Genomic DNA, 15,313 nt, shown 5'->3' on the forward strand with positions numbered 1-15,313 from the left:
TTTGAGTGGCGGTACCGATGATAACGGCGTCGTCGATCAGTCGTCGTCATCGGTGCTGGCTTCCGTGCGGGCGGTTCGGCGCTGGGCGCGCTCGATGAACTCCTGGGGCAACTCCTCGATCTCGCCGGCCTGGACGCCCCAGAGGTGCGAGTAGAGCCCGCCGTTTGCTAACAGTTCGTCGTGCGTGCCGCGTTCGGCGATACTCCCGTCCTCGAGCACCAGGATCTGGTCGGCGTCCTTGATCGTCGAGAGGCGGTGAGCGATGGCGAAGGTTGTTCGCTCCGCGGTCAGGTCGTCGATCGAGCGCTGGATGAGCATCTCCGTCTCGGTGTCGACGTCGCTGGTCGCCTCGTCCAGCACGAGGATGTCGGGATCCTTGAGCACCGCGCGGGCGATGGCGACGCGCTGGCGCTGGCCGCCCGACAGTTTGACGCCGCGCTCGCCGACCATCGTGTCGTAGCCGTCGGGCAGGTTCAGAATGAAATCGTGAGCCTCAGCGGACTTCGCCGCCTCGACGATCTCCTCGCGGGAGGCGTCGAAGGTGCCGTAGGTGATGTTCTCCTCGACGGTGCCGTAGAAGAGGAACGACTCCTGGCCGACGTAGCCCATCGATTGGCGCAAACTCGGCAGCGAAACCTCGCGGATGTCCTGGCCGTCGATCCGGACGGCTCCGTCGTCGACGTCGTACAGTCGAAGGAGGAGTTTGAGAACGGTCGACTTTCCGGCCCCCGTCGGGCCGACGAGCGCGACCGTCTCGCCGCCGTCGACATCGAACGAGACGTCGTCGATGATGCGCTCGTTCTGTTCATACCCAAATTCGACGTTCTCGTACTTGACGCGACCCTCGGTTACCTCGAGATCCGCGGCCCCCTCGTCGCGTTCGATCCGCCCCTGCTCGTCCATCAGGCCGAAGATGCGCTCGCTCGAGGCCTCCGCTCGCTGATACATGTTGATGACCTGGCCGAACTGGGCCATCGGCCAGACCAGCTGCTGCGTGAAGAGGATGAAGGCGACGAAGACACCTTCCTGGAGCGTCCCCGTGAACGGTCCCGGCGCGGTGCCGGTGAAGACCCAGTAGCCCCCGACGACGAACGTGAGGACGAAGCCGATCCCCGAAATGAGTTGGAGGCCGGGGAAGAATCGAATGCGCAGCCAGATGGCCTCCCAGTTCGTGTCGTAGTACTTCCGGGAAACGTCCTCGACGCGGTCTGACTCGTAGGGCTCGGTGTTCGAGGACTTGATGACGCCGATCCCGCCGAGATTGTTCTCGAGTCGCGAGTTCACTTTCCCGACCGAGGAGCGGACGGCGGCGTACTTCGGCTGGATCTTCTTGACGAAGATGTAGGTGAAGATCGCGATCAGGGGCACGGGTGCCAGCGAGACCAGCGCGAGTTGCGGGTTGAGCCAGAACAGGAGGAAGGAGATGCCGACGACCATCACGATCAGCCGCGTTGCCGAGTTCATCCCCTCGTTGAGGAAGCGCTCGAGTTGGTTGACGTCGTTGCTCAGGACGGACATCATCTCGCCGGTCTGCTTCGAGGCGAAAAACTCCATGTCCAGGCGCTGCATCTTGTCGTAGGTCGCGGTCCGGACGTCGTGTTGAATGTCCTGCGAGAAGGCGTTAAAGCCCCAGTTGCGCAGCCAGTGGAAGATCGCACCGAGGGCGAACGAGCCCGCGATGGCGGCGGCGACGAACCAGAACTGGCCGTCGCGCGTCGCCGGCAGCCACGCTTCGGGCAGGATTACTAGCGGGACCTGCTCCGCGAAGGCCGCTTCGCCGAAGATCGCGTCGATCGCGACGGCGAGCAACAGTGCGGGCAGCAGATCCAGCGCCCGTGCGAGCACGCTCGAGATCAGCCCGACGGTGGCCGAGAACCAGTAGGGACGACCGTACTCGAAGAGCAAGCGACGCATCGGACTCTCGACCTGTTCGCGCTGCTCCTCGAAGGGATCGTCATCGTCCCAGTCGACGTCCTCCATTGCGTTCGGTTCGGGGACCGTTGCCAATAAGGGTTGCTACGAACCGAAACATCTCGGCCGCCGAGCGCGCTCCGGTCGCTCTCGTGTGGGGCTCATCGGTACTCGATTTCGATCTCGTCGCCCGGTTCGATTCCCATCTCGTCGGCGTAGCCTCGCGGCACCTCGAGAACGTACTGGGCTCGTCCGGTGTACTCGAGGTCCTCGCCGTCCTCGTCGGCCTCGGGTGCGCGGGCCGCCTCGATGGACGTGATCTCGCGGTCGGCGTCGACGAAGATGATGTCGATGTCGAACGCCATCTCGCGCATCACGTAGGTTCGCTCGCCCTCGCTCGAGTGGACGAACAGCATGCCCTCGCCGTCGGCGAGCGAGTCGTGATCGCTCAGCCCGGTGTAGCGCTCGGCGCGGGTGTCCGCGACCGCCGCGTCGACGACAGCGAGTTCGTTGCCGGTGTCGGCCTCGAGGACGCGGACCTCGGCTTGCTCCTCGGCCCAGGGCGGGGTGATCAGTCCCAGTTGGAGGACGAGTAGGCCGACCAAGGAGACGGCGACGAGGAGGAGAAGCGACTTCCAGACCCGCTCGAGGACCATACCCCTCCTGCGGCGCGAGAAAGTAAAGGTTATTCGGACGGGGGGATTTGGTCGGCATACGGGCTCGTGGTCTAGCTGGTTATGACGCGGCCTTTACAAGGCCGAGGTCGGTGGTTCGAACCCGCCCGAGCCCACTATTGCTGGCGCGAACAAATTCGTGAGCGCCGGCACTGTGATGCGAGTGGCGGGTTCGAACGAGAGAAGTCGCAGCCTGCACAGCCGAGCGAAGCGAGGCGAGCAGGACCGTCTTCGCGTTGTTCGAACCCGCCCGAGCCCACTGCCCCGTCGACTGTGTCGGACACTCGCTCGTGTCCGAACCGGTCGGTGCGTGCATCCGGATACGAGGCTACTCAGTCGGGATCGTGTTGAACGGTAACCGTTTATGGGGGAGAGGCGATATATGCGTCTATGGGATCCCCCGGTTCAGCTCCAGACGCGACTCGAGAGGAGGTTCGGGGTGTTTTTACGCAACTCGAACAGCCGTCGGCGCCGATCACGACTGATGACGTCGCCGAGACCCTCGACTGTCCGCGGCAGACTGTCCGACGCAACTTGCGAGAACTCGTCGACCGCGGCGTCCTGCAGACCAGAGAGGTCGCCGATGGGGTACGTGTCTGGTGGCTGTCCGAGTCCGGTCGACTCCCCGGACGGCCTGAGCGGGAGGAGTTCGCGTCCTTCGTGGACGTCGTCAAGGACTACGCAATTTTCATGCTCGATTCCGACGGTACCGTTATCAGTTGGAACGAAGGCGCAGAACGGATCAAGGGGTATCGGCGGGGCGAGATCGTCGGCGAACACGTTTCGACCTTCTACACCGACGCCGATGCCGCCGAGCAGGTGCCCGAACGGAACCTCGACGCGGCGGCGAACGCGGGCCGCGTCGAGGACGAAGGGTGGCGCGTCCGCAAGGACGGGACTCGGTTCTGGGCGAACGTCACCATCACCGCGATCCGCGACGACGACGACACGCTCCGGGGCTTTACGAAGGTCACTCGAAACATGACCGAACGCCACGAGTACGAACAGCAGCTACGGCGGGAACGCGATCTCATCGAGCAGATCCTCGAGACCGTTCCGGTCAGTATCTGCGTGCTGAGCGCCGACGGCGAGTTCGTCCGCGCGAACCGGCGGATGCTCGACCGGCTCGGGATCGAAGAATCGGCACTGTCCTCCTACGACGTCGATTCGTGGGCGGTATACGACGCCGAGGGCGAGCCGGTTCCGGTCGACGAACGGCCGTGGGCACGGGCTCTCGCCACCGGGGATCCGGTCTACGACTATCGGTGTCAGATCGACCTGCCGGATATCGGTCGTCGGTGGCTCTCGCTCAATGCCGTTCCGCTCGAGGACGGAGCGAGGGACGGTACCGAGGTCGTCGTGTCCGTCGACGACGTTACCGAACAGCGAGAACGCGAACAGCAGCTTCGCCGCCAGTACAGCCAGACCGAACAGCTGTTGCAGATCGCACCGGTCGCTATCGCGGTGCAAAACGCCGATGGCGAGACGGTGATGGCGAACCAGCGGGCACAAGACGCCCTCGGTCTCTCCGAGCGGGAATTCATCGACGAACCCGACGATACCGAGGAGTGGCAACTCTATGACGAGGCCGGTGAGCCGATCACCTCGGAGGAAACGCCGTCCGCCCGGGTCCTAGCGACCGGGGAACCGGTGTTCGACGAGGAGCTCACGATCGACCCGCCGAACGGGAATCGGGTGCGGTTCCGTTTGAACGCCGCGCCGCTTTTCGGCTCCGACGGTTCGATCGCTCGCGTCGTCACGGCCGGGAAGGATATCACCGAACTCAAAGAGCGCGAGCAGCAACTCGAGCAGCGAAAGACGGAACTCGAGACCGAGTTGAGCGAGGTTTTGGATCGGATCTCCGACGCGTTTTACGCGCTCGACGACGAGTGGCGGTTCACCCACCTCAACGACCAGGCCGCCGAGATCCTCCACCAATCCAAGGAGGAGTTGCTCGGTTGCGAACTGTCGGCGGTGTTTCCCGATGCGACGGCCGGCGTCTACTGGAGAGAGTTCCGGACGGCGATGGAGACACAGGAGCCGGTCAGTTTCGACGTGTACGGTGAGGATCTCGACGCCTGGTTCGAGTTCAACGTCTATCCGTCCGAGTCGGGGCTCTCGATCTACTTCCGCGACGTGACCGAACGGGTAGCGCGCGAACGGGAACTGGCGAAGTACGAAACGATCGTCGAGACGATCAACGACGGCATCTACGTCAAAGACGAGGACGGCTACTTCACGATGGTTAACGACGCGTACGCGGAACTGACCGGTTACGACCGCGAGGAACTCGTCGGTGCACACGCGTCGCTGGTCGTCGACGAAGCCACGATCGGGAAATCGCAGGAGCGAATGGAAACGCGCGACACCCGAGCGGGTACACCGGCCATGGAAGCGGACATCCACACGGCAACGGGGGATCGCGTCCCCGCCGAAGGGACTTTCGCGACGGTACGGACCGGCGACGAACGGGAAGAGATCGGTGTCGTTCGCGACATCACCGAACGCAGGGAGCGCGAGCGGGCGCTTCAGGAGCGCGAACGCCGCCTCAAACGGTACAACGAGTACACGGACGATATTCTGAACGCCGTCGACGACCTCTTTTACCTTCTCGACGAGAACGGCGACCTTCAACGGTGGAACGAGAGCATTAGCGACGTAACGGGGTTCTCCGACGAGGAGATCGGGTCGATGCACGTCCTGGAATTCTTCGCTGAGGACGATCGCGAAAAGATCGCGACCGCCATCAAAGAGGGCTTCGACACCGGGAGTACGCAAGTAGACGTGGAAGTCCGCACGGAGGACCACACGAACATGCCGTACGAATTCGTCGCGTCGACGCTCGAGGATCCAGACGGGAACGTGGTTCTCGCGGGAATCGGTCGAGATATCACCGACCGCCGCGAGTACGAGCACAAACTCGAGGCGTCCAACGAACGCCTCGAACAGTTCGCGTACGCCGCCTCACACGACCTCCAGGAGCCGCTTCGGATGGTCACCAGTTACCTGCAGCTTCTCGAGAACCGCTACGCCGACGCCCTCGACGAAGACGCAGCGGAGTTCATCGAGTTCGCCGTCGACGGGGCCGAACGGATGCGCGAGATGATCGAGGGGCTGTTACAGTACTCGCGGGTCGAAACGCAAGGCGACTCGTTCGAACCGATCGATCTGGACGACGTCCTCGAAAGCACGCTCGAGAACCTCGCCATACAGATCGAAGAGACCGACGCCGAGATCACGACGGAATCGCTTCCGCGGGTCCGCGGGGATCGGAGCCAACTCCAGCAGGTCTTCCAGAACCTGATAAGCAACGCGATCGAGTACAGCGGCGACGCGCCGCCGCAGGTGTGCGTTTCCGCCGAGCGGAACGGATCGGTCTGTGACGTCTCGGTCCGCGACGAGGGAATCGGGATCGACCCGGAGAACCGAGAGCGAATTTTCGACGTCTTCCAGCGGCTTCACAGCCGCGAACAGCACTCGGGTACGGGTCTCGGCCTCGCGCTTTGTCAACGAATCGTTGAACGCCACGACGGGGAGATCCGGGTCGACTCCGAACCCGGCGAGTGGACGACGTTCACGTTCACGCTTCCGGCAGCGTGAGGCGCTCTTCGATCGAAGGGGGCGACGCGGTACCGTCGCACCGTCGCGTCGACCCGACGCGGACCGAGCGCCACCTTCCGTTCGAACATCGGAGCTTCGAACCCCGCTTCACTGCGCCGAGTACAGTTCCGCGTACGCACCGTCCAGTTCGAGCAACTGCCCGTGTTCGCCGCGCTCGGCGATGGTGCCGTCCTCGAGCGTGTAGATCCGGTCCGCGTCCCGAACCGTCGAGAGGCGGTGGGCGATAGCGAGGATCGTGTACTCCCGGGACATCGATTCAATGCCGTCCTGGACGCGGCGTTCGATGTTCGCGTCGAGGTCGCTCGTCGCCTCGTCCAACACGAGGATGTCGGCGTCCTCGAGCAGGGCCCGTGCGAGGGCGATGCGCTGGCGCTGGCCGCCGGAGAGGCGAACCCCGTCGTCGCCGAGTTCGGTGTCGTAGCCCGCGGGCAGTTCGTCGAGGAACTCGGTGACCTGGGCGATCTCGCAGGCCTCTTCGATCTCCGCTTGGGTGGCCTCGCCGTTCCCGGCGGTGACGTTCTCGAGGAGCGTCGTGTTGAAGATGTACGGATCTTGGCGAACGAACGCGAGTCGCGAGCGCCACTCGTCGGTGTCGAACTCGTCGATCGGCTCCCCGTTGGCGGTGATCTCGCCGCTGTCGGGCTCGTAGAGGCGGGCGACCAGCGCGGCGATGGTCGATTTCCCCTCGCCGGACTGGCCGACGAACGCGACGAACTCGCCGTCGTCGACGCGGAAGGAGAGGTCGTCCAACACCGGCTCGTCGGGTTCGTAGGAGAACGAGACGTCTTCGAACGCCAGCGGCGTCGGCGGCTCCGGAACCGGACGGTCGCCGCCCTCGTGATCCCGGTTCGCCTCGAGTTCCTCGATGAACTGCTGCGTTCGGACGAGGTGCGGGAGGCGTCCCTCGACCTTGTAGAAGTACTCGTTCGCGTTGCTGACGCGCGGGCCGAGCTGGAACATGATGAACAGGAACGCGGCCAGCGCGCCCAGGGACATATCCGCGAACGTGATGGAGACGTAGATCAGGCCGAAGACCATGACCGCGATCCCGAGGTTGTACGCACAGCCGATCGCGGCCTCGTTGCGGCCGAGTTTGATCGACGAGTTCGTGAAGCGCTCGAGGTGGGTGGAGAACGTGTCGTAGATCTCGTCGTGCTTTCCGATGAGTTTCACGTCCCGAATCCCCTGGGTTCCCGTCTGGACGCTCTGTTGGATCCCCTCGTTCGCGTCGGCCACCTGATCGCCGACGTCGTAGCCGCCCTCGAGCACGTGTCGAACCAGGAAGGTCAGGCTGACGATGGCGACCCCGGCGACGACGGTCATGAGCGGCGAGATGTAGAAGGCGATGGCGAGGTACATCCCGATCAGGAGCACCTGTTCGAAGAAGCGAACGAAGTCCCGGATCACCTTCCCGGCGTACTCCGCCTGCGTGACGATTGCGTTGAGGACGTCGTCGGATCCCTCCTTGTCGAAGTAGGCGACGCGAGCGTCGAGCGCGCTCCGGAAAGCCTGAGACTGGAGGTCGCGAACGTAGTGGGTCCGGAGCCAGACGCGCATCCAGCCGACGGCGAACGACGCGAGATACCGGACGGTGATGACCGCGCTGACGGTCAGGACGATATACCCCAGCGTAAAGGGGATCCCCACGAACTCGAAGGCGGTCAGAAAGACGCCGACGAGTCCGTCGTCCGCTGCGGCCTCGCCCGATCCCTGCGCCATCTCGATGATCGGGACGATGAAGCTCACCCCGACACCCTCGAGTACGGCGACGATCCCGCTGAAGAGGATGAGGAAGACCGTGAGTGCCGGGCGATAGGTCGCAACGAGGGACAACCCCCGGAGCTTCTCGCGACGCGTGAGATCCTCAGTAGACATGAATTCGATTCGGATTACTGCTCGAGACGGTATTGTTATGGGAACGTTATCCGTGTAGAGAGTGTTCACGCCCGATGGTAGTATTCGGCTATGGACCGTGAACGATTCTGCCACCTTTTGCGCCGCCGGAGCGTTTCCCGCCGTATGTCACTGCCCGATCGGTCGTCGCTGCCGGTTCGGACCATAGAGCGCGTCTACGCCGATCTGCCGCTCGAGGTCCCCTCGCCGGTCAAGAACGCGTACATTCGCCGAACGGTCGACGACGACTTCGGTCCGTTCGATCACCCGCCGGATCCGTTCGCGACGCTGACGGCCGATCCGGCCGACGTTCGATCGTTTACCGGCCGCCCCTATCCGCCCTATCACGAGAAAGCGGCACAGCTCGGCACCGTCCGCGACGGCGACTGGGATCGGACCGACGACGCGGCGATCGTCGACGACGACTATCGGGAACGATACGACCTGTACCGGGCCGATCGGTTCGCCGAGAGCGTCTTCTTCGAGTCGATGCGCGCGCATTTCGAGGACGGCCTCGACTGGACCGAGACCCCGTTCGTCGAGCGCTGTCTCGAACTGGCCGACGCCGGCGAACCGTCCTGGCGGAGTCTGACCTCACGCGAGGACATCTTGGATCGGTGTGGGGCGATCGATGCGCTCTACGAGCGGATCGAACGCGACGGCTACCGCTCCCAGCGAGACCTCGGCTACGGCTCCCTGCTCGGCGTCACCGAAGAAGTGCTCGTCGACGTCGGCCGCGACGGCGACCTCCTGTTCGTCAACGGCCGACACCGATTGGCCATCGCGAAACTGCTGGGCCTCGAGTCGATTCCTGTGGGCGTTCTCGTTCGCCACCGGGACTGGATGATCTATCGAGACGGCTGCGCCCGATCGGGGACAATACCCGACCATCCTGACCTCCGCGATCTGGCCGAGGCCGACGGCTGAGTGGACTCGGTGCTCGCGAAACTGACCCACGAAAACGACCGCTCGTCGAAATCGAGACGTCTGGCGGGCCCGAGCGAGGCTCGAGCTACGTCGTCGTCGCGACTGCCACCCAACCGCTAGCGCTTCGCGACGAGGTCCAGCCACCGCGAGGACCAGATCCACTCCGTCGACGACGGCCGATCGTCGTCCGTCGTCGCGATTCGAACGCCGACGACGCCGGACATCGACTGCGGATCCCACTCCGCGTCAGCGGGGGCCGGCCTGAACGCGTCGTCGTCTCGATTCTCGAGCATGCTTCGTACCCGTTACGACGCGACGAAGGGGGTTAGTTAGGCGCGACTGAACGGCGACCACGCGGCCCATACCGCTCGATTCACCTCAGTAATCGCTGATAACCGGATCGGGATCGAATCCGTGCAACTCGCACACGTCAGGATGCTCGAGGTTCGACCGCGCCCGAGCAGTCAGCGCCGACTGTCGCGTTTCAGTCGAGAGTTCGTCGCGGATCGACTGCCAGCGTGCGTGTCGGCGACGGACCAGTACGGGAATCTCCTCGAGGTCCAGCAGTTTCGCGATGGCCAGTCGGTGATCGCCGCGGTCGCCGTGTAACACCGTTCCGTCCCTGCCGATGCTCACCGTGATCTCGTCGAGCCGCGGATCGAGCGTCCGATCCCACTTGTAGAAGACGTCTCGCTGGTAGTCGGGCCGGTCGGCCCAGAGTTCCGGCTGCGAGCGGTAGCCGTCGGTCGTGATTCGCTCGTAGATCGCGTCGAGTTCCTCGAATCGCGCCTCGAGTTCGGTCTCGGTCGCACAGCCTTTCGGCTGCTCGCCGGCCGCGAGTCGATCGCAATATTGCTCGAACTCGGCCGTTTCTCGCCAGGGAACGCCCCGATCGACGTGTGCCTCGACGCTTCTGTAGGCAGCCGTCTCTCCGAACGGGACCGTGTCCCGATCCCAGTCCCCACCGTCGACTCGTCCCCAGCGTTTCGACGGCGTTCGGACCTGTCGATCGATTCGGGCCGGATCGATCCATAGTCGGACGAATGGATCCGCGTCCGTGATCGACTCGGGATCGAGTCGCCGTCGCGCTCGGAGATACGTCCGTCCGGCAGGAATGCCCCCGGCTCGAGACAGCAGCCGTCGACAGAGCCGATCCCGTCGACGTCTGTACACCGGAAGGCTTCGTCGGTACAGCTCGTGCGGTCCCTCTGACCGCGCCGTCGAGGCTGCACGTCCGAGTAGTTCCCACACGTGGGGATCTCGAGCCATTTTGCGGGGCTACGCGGCTTTACGACGTCAGTAATGGGTCCGTGATAATCATGTCCACTGTTGTTTCCAGTGCATACGAACATTTTGAGAGTGGCCGGTGACGCTCGTCGAGAGCGACCGTCCACCACTGTCGCTCCCGCTCACACCATAGCTTTCCATTACCTTCCACCCACGGTCGAGAACTGGGGATTACTGACGCGAAGCGCCCCCTTCGAGTTCGGTAACTCGAGGATACGCTCACAGTGGACGCTTCCGATCCGCAGGAATCGCTCCCGGCCGTAGATACCGGTCGCGACGGCGGTCGTGGCTGCTGACCCGAACAGTGTCGAACCTCTGGTCTCGCGTCAGAAAAGCGGTCCCCGTGCCCCGAGTTGAACTGTCGTTGCTCGTCGCCGTCCAGCCGTATGCCACGCCTTAGTGTTTGAGTCGGGCGACGTTCTCTCGGATCTGTCCCAGCAGGCCGTCACCGGACTCCCGTGTGAGGGCCGCGTGGAGCGTCGAGTTTTCCGGTTCGTCCTTGACGACGACGCGGAGGTACGGCTCGAGTTGGGTGAAGTTCTCCGAGAGGACGACGGTGTGGTTGTCCTCGTTGTGATCGACGACACCCGCATCGGCCAGTTTCGGAACGTGACATTGCACCGAGGAGACGTAGACGCTCTTGTACTCGTTTTTGGCGACTTCGTCCGGCGGGACGTCGTGTTCCCAGCCGGCGACCTGTTCGGCCAGCGTCGATAGCTCGATCGGGCCGTCTTGTCCGCGCAGCGCGTAGAGGAGGTATCGGCGGCGACGGTTAGCAAGCAACTCGAGGATGGTGTCAGCAGAGAGTTCTTGATCCTCCTGACTCGAGGTAAGTGCTTCCATAACACGATATTACTCGCCAGCCCGGAAAAGGGTGTCTTGAATATCCCGAAATCCAACAGACGCCGATCAATGGGTCATGAACGTGACCGTATTCTCCCCGTTATTGTTCGATACGTGTTCCTACCGGGAATTACTGCCCGAAGAATTCACCGTGGGTGATACTCACACGAACGGCAACTTCGATTCGAAATCCTTTTTTATACCATCGACGGATGTGTGAGTGAGCCGCCTTAGCTCAGACTGGGAGAGCACTCGACTGAAGATCGAGCTGTCCCCGGTTCAAATCCGGGAGGCGGCATGTTTCAAACCCGCGAGCGTAGCGAGCGGGTGCAGAAACTGACGCCGGACGGATTCTGAACCCTGAAAGTCACAGCCCGCGCAGCGAAGCGAGCAGGAATGTCTTCCTCCGGTTCAAATTCGGGAGGCGGCACTTCTGCTGCGAGCAACACCGCGAGCAGCAGAAATCTATCCGGGAGGCGGCTCCCCTTCTCACACGATATCCACTCGAGGCGCTCTCAGACTTGACCACCAATCGACGCAGTCCCGACGTGTTCCCGTTCATCCGAGCGGAGACCCTACATCCTGTCGGGAGCGACACACGGCGAGCGCCGACTGCCAGCCCGGGTGAAACTCCGAAACGGCCGGATGACGACGTTCCTCACGAACCGGTGTCCGACGATCAGCCCTCAGAAACGGGCGAAGCGAGCAGCTGATGGGTTCCGTCGGTTCGAAAACGGGACGTATCTCTCCGAACGACGCGGAACGGTGCCGAACGAGAGTTAAGTCGTTTCGCGGGTAAGGGAGGGTATGACCGAAGAATGGCACCTCGACAACGAGCGCATCCGGTCGTTCATCGACACGGTGGACGAAGCCGCAGACACACACGAGGAGATTCCGGATCTCCTGGCAGCGCTCCGCGATCCCTTCCGAGAGCTTCTGACCGACGACAACTGGCTTCCCGAGCCGTACGACGGCCTCGTTCCCGACGGCTACGACGACAAGGGAGAGATGGGGCGCGACATCGCCCAGTGGCTGCTGTACCGCCGTCCGGAGAAGCTCACGATATTCACGCTCGTGCTCCCGCCGGGCGTCGAGACGCCGGTCCACGACCACCTCGCGTGGGGACTCGTCGGCATCTACTCGGGGACGCAGACGGAGGATTTCTACCGCCGAGCGGACGACGCGGACAACCACATCGGCCACGCCGATCTCGAGCATCTCCGTACCGAGGAGGTAGAACGGGGCGATTTCTACGAACTCATCCCGCCGAACAACGACATCCACAAGGTCCGGACGTCGTCCGACGTGCCGAGCGTGAGCGTCCACCTGCTCGGGGCGGACGTGGGGTGTATCCAGCGCCACCAGTTCGATCCCGACGACGAGTTCGTGGAACTGTTCCAGTCGCACTACACGAACGTTCGGTGCGAGCGGTCGCTGTCTCCGCCAGACAATCACGGCCACTCGCATGGCCACCAGCACTGAGTGACGACTCCGTCGCCTCGCGGTGGCCTCGCGCCGTCTCCGTCGAATCCGGACGGTGGGGTTTCTGCTGCGAAACATACGGGGTCGATCGGAAACCGGCTCCCGACCGTTCTTTCTCACAGATTCTCGAGGTCCCACCCCACGAACTCGTCCTCGAGGTCCACCTGCAGCCCCTGCAGGACCCGTGCCAGCCCGAGATAGCAGCCGGAGAGCATCCCGACGCCGAGGATGACGGCTTCGTCGTAGTGGGTAGCCAGCCGCTCGTGGGTGTCGTCCGCTACGTTTCCCTCGACGAACTCTTCGACGTACGCGACGAGGGCCGCGTACTCGTCCGCGAGTCGGTCCGGTTCCTCGCGCGAGACGGCGAGGATCTGCTCCGGCCCCATCCCCTCGTCGAGGGCGACGCGAACGTGCTGGTGCCACTCGTAGGCCGTCTCCGCGTAGTAGGAGGTTGCGAGGATGACGAGTTCCCGTTCGTGCGGCGAGAGACCGCTGTTGTCCCAGACGACGGAGCCGTAGGTTCGGAATCCCTCGAGCAGCGCGACGTTCCGCCCGAGCGTCCGGTAGACGTTCAACGTGCCGCCCGTCAGCGAGTGGCCGCGGTCCGCGTCGTCCACGTCGGCGTCCGAGAGCGTGTCGAGCAGGTCTCGTTTCTCGGCCGGCAGATCCTCCGGATCGACGTAGCTGATTCGTGCCATACCGTGGCGTTTCGCTCGAGGGGCATATAGTCACGCCAGCAGCGGATCGTGGCGATGAGTGCGTCCTCGAGCGCCGATCCGTCTCCGCGACGGTGAACGCGGTGTGCCTCTGTTATTCCCTCGATCGCGGCAACGATCTATCGTGTCGTTCCACTATACGTTCATAATACCACGATTCGTTCCCACGATTTCTTTAGCGTATTTTTTGGAGTCTATCGGTAGTGATAGAGTTATGCGACGAAGAAACTATCTGGCGGGGACGGCTCTTGGTGCGGTAACATCGACATCGGCGCTCTTGGGCGGCTGTCTCGATAGTTTGGAAACGGATGGTCCCGATCCCAGTTCCGGAGACGAGGATGACGCCGATACGGACGACACCGGCACGAGCGACGCCGACGATTCGGCCGGTGACGAGGAAGGTGACGCGAGTGACGACGACGATACGAATTCCGCGGACGGCGAGGTGCAGGACGGTGATGGTTCGGAGCAAGACGACGAGGAAGATTCGGAGCAAGGTGGTGACGAGAGCAGCGACCGAGACGACGAAAGCGAGCACCGAGGGGAGGACGAACAAACGGACGACGGAACCGACGAGGGCGAACAAACGGACGGAGCCGACGAATCAGAAGGCGATGAGACTGTCGAGTTCGAAGTGATCGACATGACGCCCAGCGTAGAATCGGGGACCGAATTCACCTACATCGTACTGGCTCACGCGGACGGGCCCGAATCGGTCCCAGGTGAGGCGTCGTTGGTCGACGACACCGGTGCGACGGTCGACTCGACGAGTTACGAGGCGACGTCGGGCGGTGGAAGCTTCGAACTGACGTACCAGGCACCGACGGTAGACGAGGAGATCGACGTTGCACTGACGATCGAGACCGATCACGGAACGGTGAACCTCGGCAGCGTGCGCGTCTTTCCGAGCGAACCGGCCGAGAGCGATGGTTCGAGCGATACAGCGGAGAACAGTACCGAGAACGACGGCTCGGACGGTCCGACCGAGAACGCTACCGAAAGCGGCGACTGAACTCCCACGGAGCCACGGAAGGCGTTGCAGTCGTGGCAACTGAACGGCGAACGGTTATCCGTCTCGTTCCTGTTGCTCCGTCCGTGAGCAGCGAGACGATCACCAACGAGAGCGACACGTTCGAGATCGGCGATACGACTATCCACCGACTCGGCTTCGGGGCGATGCGCCTCTGTGGCGGGGAGATCATCGGTCCGCCCGAGGACGAGGAGGCGGCGCGCGAGGTCCTTGAGCGCGCGGTCGACTGTGGCGTCGACTTCGTCGATACGGCGGACTCCTACGGCCCCGGCGTCAGTGAACGCCTCATCGGCGAAGCACTCGGCGATCCGGACGACGTACTGATCGCAACCAAAGCCGGCCTCCTGCGCAACCGGGAGGGCGAATGGCTCGCCCACGGCGACCCGGATTACATCCGCAATCAGGTGCTCGCCTCCCTCGACAGACTGCGAACCGACACCATCGATCTCTACCAGTTCCATCGTCCGGATCCGGACACGTCATACGAGGACTCGATTCAGACGTTCGCCGAACTCCAGGACGAGGGGCTCGTCGAGCAGGTCGGCGTCAGCAACGTCTCCGTCGAGCAACTCGAGACCGCCCGCGAACACGTCGACGTCGCGACGGTCCAGAACCGGTTCAATCTGGGCGACCGCTCGAACGCGGACGTGCTCGAGGTCTGTGAAGCGAACGACATCGGCTTCATCCCGTGGGCGCCGATCGACGGCGACGACCTCGACGAACACGGCGACCTGCTCGACGAAATCGCCGACGAACACGAGGCGACGCGACGGCAGGTCGGCCTGGCGTGGCTGCTCGAGCGCTCCGACGTGATCCTCCCGATCCCGGGTACGTCGGACCCCGACCACCTCGAGTCGAACGTCGCCGCCTCGCAGCTGTCGCTGTCCGACGACGAGGTCCGGCAACTGACCGACGCGGCGGAGTGAGCC

12 protein-coding genes and 2 tRNA genes are annotated in these 15,313 nt (G+C 63.5%); 7 read left to right on the forward strand and 7 right to left on the reverse strand.

Features of this window, described 5'->3' with window-relative positions:
* Window positions 1-36 precede the first annotated feature (36 nt).
* Together ACSFC5_RS19755 and ACSFC5_RS19760 are read right to left on the reverse strand one after the other, a co-directional pair.
* Complete coding sequence (locus ACSFC5_RS19755) at window positions 37-1,980, reverse strand: ABC transporter ATP-binding protein (RefSeq protein ID WP_440766925.1); 1,944 nt, start codon at window positions 1,978-1,980, stop codon at window positions 37-39.
* Between the two features lie 92 nt (window positions 1,981-2,072).
* Window positions 2,073-2,567: a DUF192 domain-containing protein gene (locus ACSFC5_RS19760; protein WP_440766926.1), complete on the reverse strand. Its 495-nt coding sequence runs from the start codon at window positions 2,565-2,567 to the stop codon at window positions 2,073-2,075.
* Window positions 2,568-2,627: 60 nt separating this feature from the next.
* Between ACSFC5_RS19760 and ACSFC5_RS19765 the strand changes: the two genes are divergently transcribed.
* Window positions 2,628-2,701, forward strand: a tRNA-Val gene (locus ACSFC5_RS19765).
* Between the two features lie 274 nt (window positions 2,702-2,975).
* Complete coding sequence (locus ACSFC5_RS19770; RefSeq protein ID WP_440766927.1) at window positions 2,976-6,185, forward strand: PAS domain S-box protein; 3,210 nt, start codon at window positions 2,976-2,978, stop codon at window positions 6,183-6,185.
* A 108-nt stretch (window positions 6,186-6,293) separates the two neighbouring features.
* On the opposite strand, the gene ACSFC5_RS19775 is transcribed toward ACSFC5_RS19770, so the two are convergent.
* Window positions 6,294-8,081 (reverse strand): ABC transporter ATP-binding protein, encoded by a 1,788-nt coding sequence (locus ACSFC5_RS19775; protein WP_440766928.1) that lies wholly within the window; start codon window positions 8,079-8,081, stop codon window positions 6,294-6,296.
* Window positions 8,082-8,225: 144 nt separating this feature from the next.
* On the opposite strand from ACSFC5_RS19775, the gene ACSFC5_RS19780 reads away from it, so the two are divergent.
* Window positions 8,226-9,026 (forward strand): hypothetical protein, encoded by an 801-nt coding sequence (locus ACSFC5_RS19780; RefSeq protein WP_440766929.1) that lies wholly within the window; start codon window positions 8,226-8,228, stop codon window positions 9,024-9,026.
* A gap of 116 nt (window positions 9,027-9,142) precedes the next feature.
* Here ACSFC5_RS19780 and ACSFC5_RS19785 read toward each other — a convergent pair whose 3' ends face one another.
* From ACSFC5_RS19785 to ACSFC5_RS19795, 3 genes are all read right to left on the reverse strand, one after another.
* A complete protein-coding gene (locus ACSFC5_RS19785) occupies window positions 9,143-9,319 on the reverse strand; it encodes a hypothetical protein (protein WP_006087788.1) in 177 nt (58 codons plus the stop codon).
* An 85-nt stretch (window positions 9,320-9,404) separates the two neighbouring features.
* Window positions 9,405-10,199 (reverse strand): hypothetical protein, encoded by a 795-nt coding sequence (locus tag ACSFC5_RS19790; RefSeq protein WP_440766930.1) that lies wholly within the window; start codon window positions 10,197-10,199, stop codon window positions 9,405-9,407.
* A 510-nt stretch (window positions 10,200-10,709) separates the two neighbouring features.
* Window positions 10,710-11,156, reverse strand: coding sequence for a DUF7344 domain-containing protein (locus tag ACSFC5_RS19795; RefSeq protein WP_440766931.1), 447 nt, complete (start codon window positions 11,154-11,156; stop codon window positions 10,710-10,712).
* A gap of 224 nt (window positions 11,157-11,380) precedes the next feature.
* Between ACSFC5_RS19795 and ACSFC5_RS19800 the strand changes: the two genes are divergently transcribed.
* Together ACSFC5_RS19800 and ACSFC5_RS19805 are read left to right on the forward strand one after the other, a co-directional pair.
* A tRNA-Phe gene (locus tag ACSFC5_RS19800) sits at window positions 11,381-11,454 on the forward strand.
* A gap of 509 nt (window positions 11,455-11,963) precedes the next feature.
* Window positions 11,964-12,638, forward strand: coding sequence for a cysteine dioxygenase family protein (locus tag ACSFC5_RS19805; protein WP_440766932.1), 675 nt, complete (start codon window positions 11,964-11,966; stop codon window positions 12,636-12,638).
* Between the two features lie 116 nt (window positions 12,639-12,754).
* Here the strand turns inward: ACSFC5_RS19805 and ACSFC5_RS19810 are convergent, their stop codons facing one another.
* Window positions 12,755-13,336 (reverse strand): carboxymuconolactone decarboxylase family protein, encoded by a 582-nt coding sequence (locus ACSFC5_RS19810; RefSeq protein WP_440766933.1) that lies wholly within the window; start codon window positions 13,334-13,336, stop codon window positions 12,755-12,757.
* A 232-nt stretch (window positions 13,337-13,568) separates the two neighbouring features.
* Here ACSFC5_RS19810 and ACSFC5_RS19815 point away from each other — a divergent pair, with 232 nt between their 5' ends.
* Both ACSFC5_RS19815 and ACSFC5_RS19820 read left to right on the forward strand, forming a co-directional pair.
* Window positions 13,569-14,366, forward strand: a complete 798-nt coding sequence (locus tag ACSFC5_RS19815; protein WP_440766934.1) for a putative sodium/potassium/calcium exchanger — start codon at window positions 13,569-13,571, stop codon at window positions 14,364-14,366.
* Between the two features lie 83 nt (window positions 14,367-14,449).
* Window positions 14,450-15,310: an aldo/keto reductase gene (locus ACSFC5_RS19820; RefSeq protein ID WP_440766935.1), complete on the forward strand. Its 861-nt coding sequence runs from the start codon at window positions 14,450-14,452 to the stop codon at window positions 15,308-15,310.
* The last annotated feature ends 3 nt before the right edge of the window (window positions 15,311-15,313 follow it).

Origin of the sequence: Natronorubrum marinum (assembly GCF_052040125.1) — an archaeon.
Classification (GTDB): domain Archaea; phylum Halobacteriota; class Halobacteria; order Halobacteriales; family Natrialbaceae; genus Natronorubrum.

Coding starts and splice junctions, on each gene's coding strand:
- ACSFC5_RS19755 (WP_440766925.1), bottom strand. CDS start 1,980: ATGGAGGACGTCGACTGGGACGATGACGATCCCTTCGAGGAGCAGCGC.
- ACSFC5_RS19760 (WP_440766926.1), bottom strand. CDS start 2,567: ATGGTCCTCGAGCGGGTCTGGAAGTCGCTTCTCCTCCTCGTCGCCGTC.
- ACSFC5_RS19770 (WP_440766927.1), top strand. CDS start 2,976: ATGGGATCCCCCGGTTCAGCTCCAGACGCGACTCGAGAGGAGGTTCGG.
- ACSFC5_RS19775 (WP_440766928.1), bottom strand. CDS start 8,081: ATGTCTACTGAGGATCTCACGCGTCGCGAGAAGCTCCGGGGGTTGTCC.
- ACSFC5_RS19780 (WP_440766929.1), top strand. CDS start 8,226: ATGTCACTGCCCGATCGGTCGTCGCTGCCGGTTCGGACCATAGAGCGC.
- ACSFC5_RS19785 (WP_006087788.1), bottom strand. CDS start 9,319: ATGCTCGAGAATCGAGACGACGACGCGTTCAGGCCGGCCCCCGCTGAC.
- ACSFC5_RS19795 (WP_440766931.1), bottom strand. CDS start 11,156: ATGGAAGCACTTACCTCGAGTCAGGAGGATCAAGAACTCTCTGCTGAC.
- ACSFC5_RS19805 (WP_440766932.1), top strand. CDS start 11,964: ATGACCGAAGAATGGCACCTCGACAACGAGCGCATCCGGTCGTTCATC.
- ACSFC5_RS19810 (WP_440766933.1), bottom strand. CDS start 13,336: ATGGCACGAATCAGCTACGTCGATCCGGAGGATCTGCCGGCCGAGAAA.
- ACSFC5_RS19815 (WP_440766934.1), top strand. CDS start 13,569: ATGCGACGAAGAAACTATCTGGCGGGGACGGCTCTTGGTGCGGTAACA.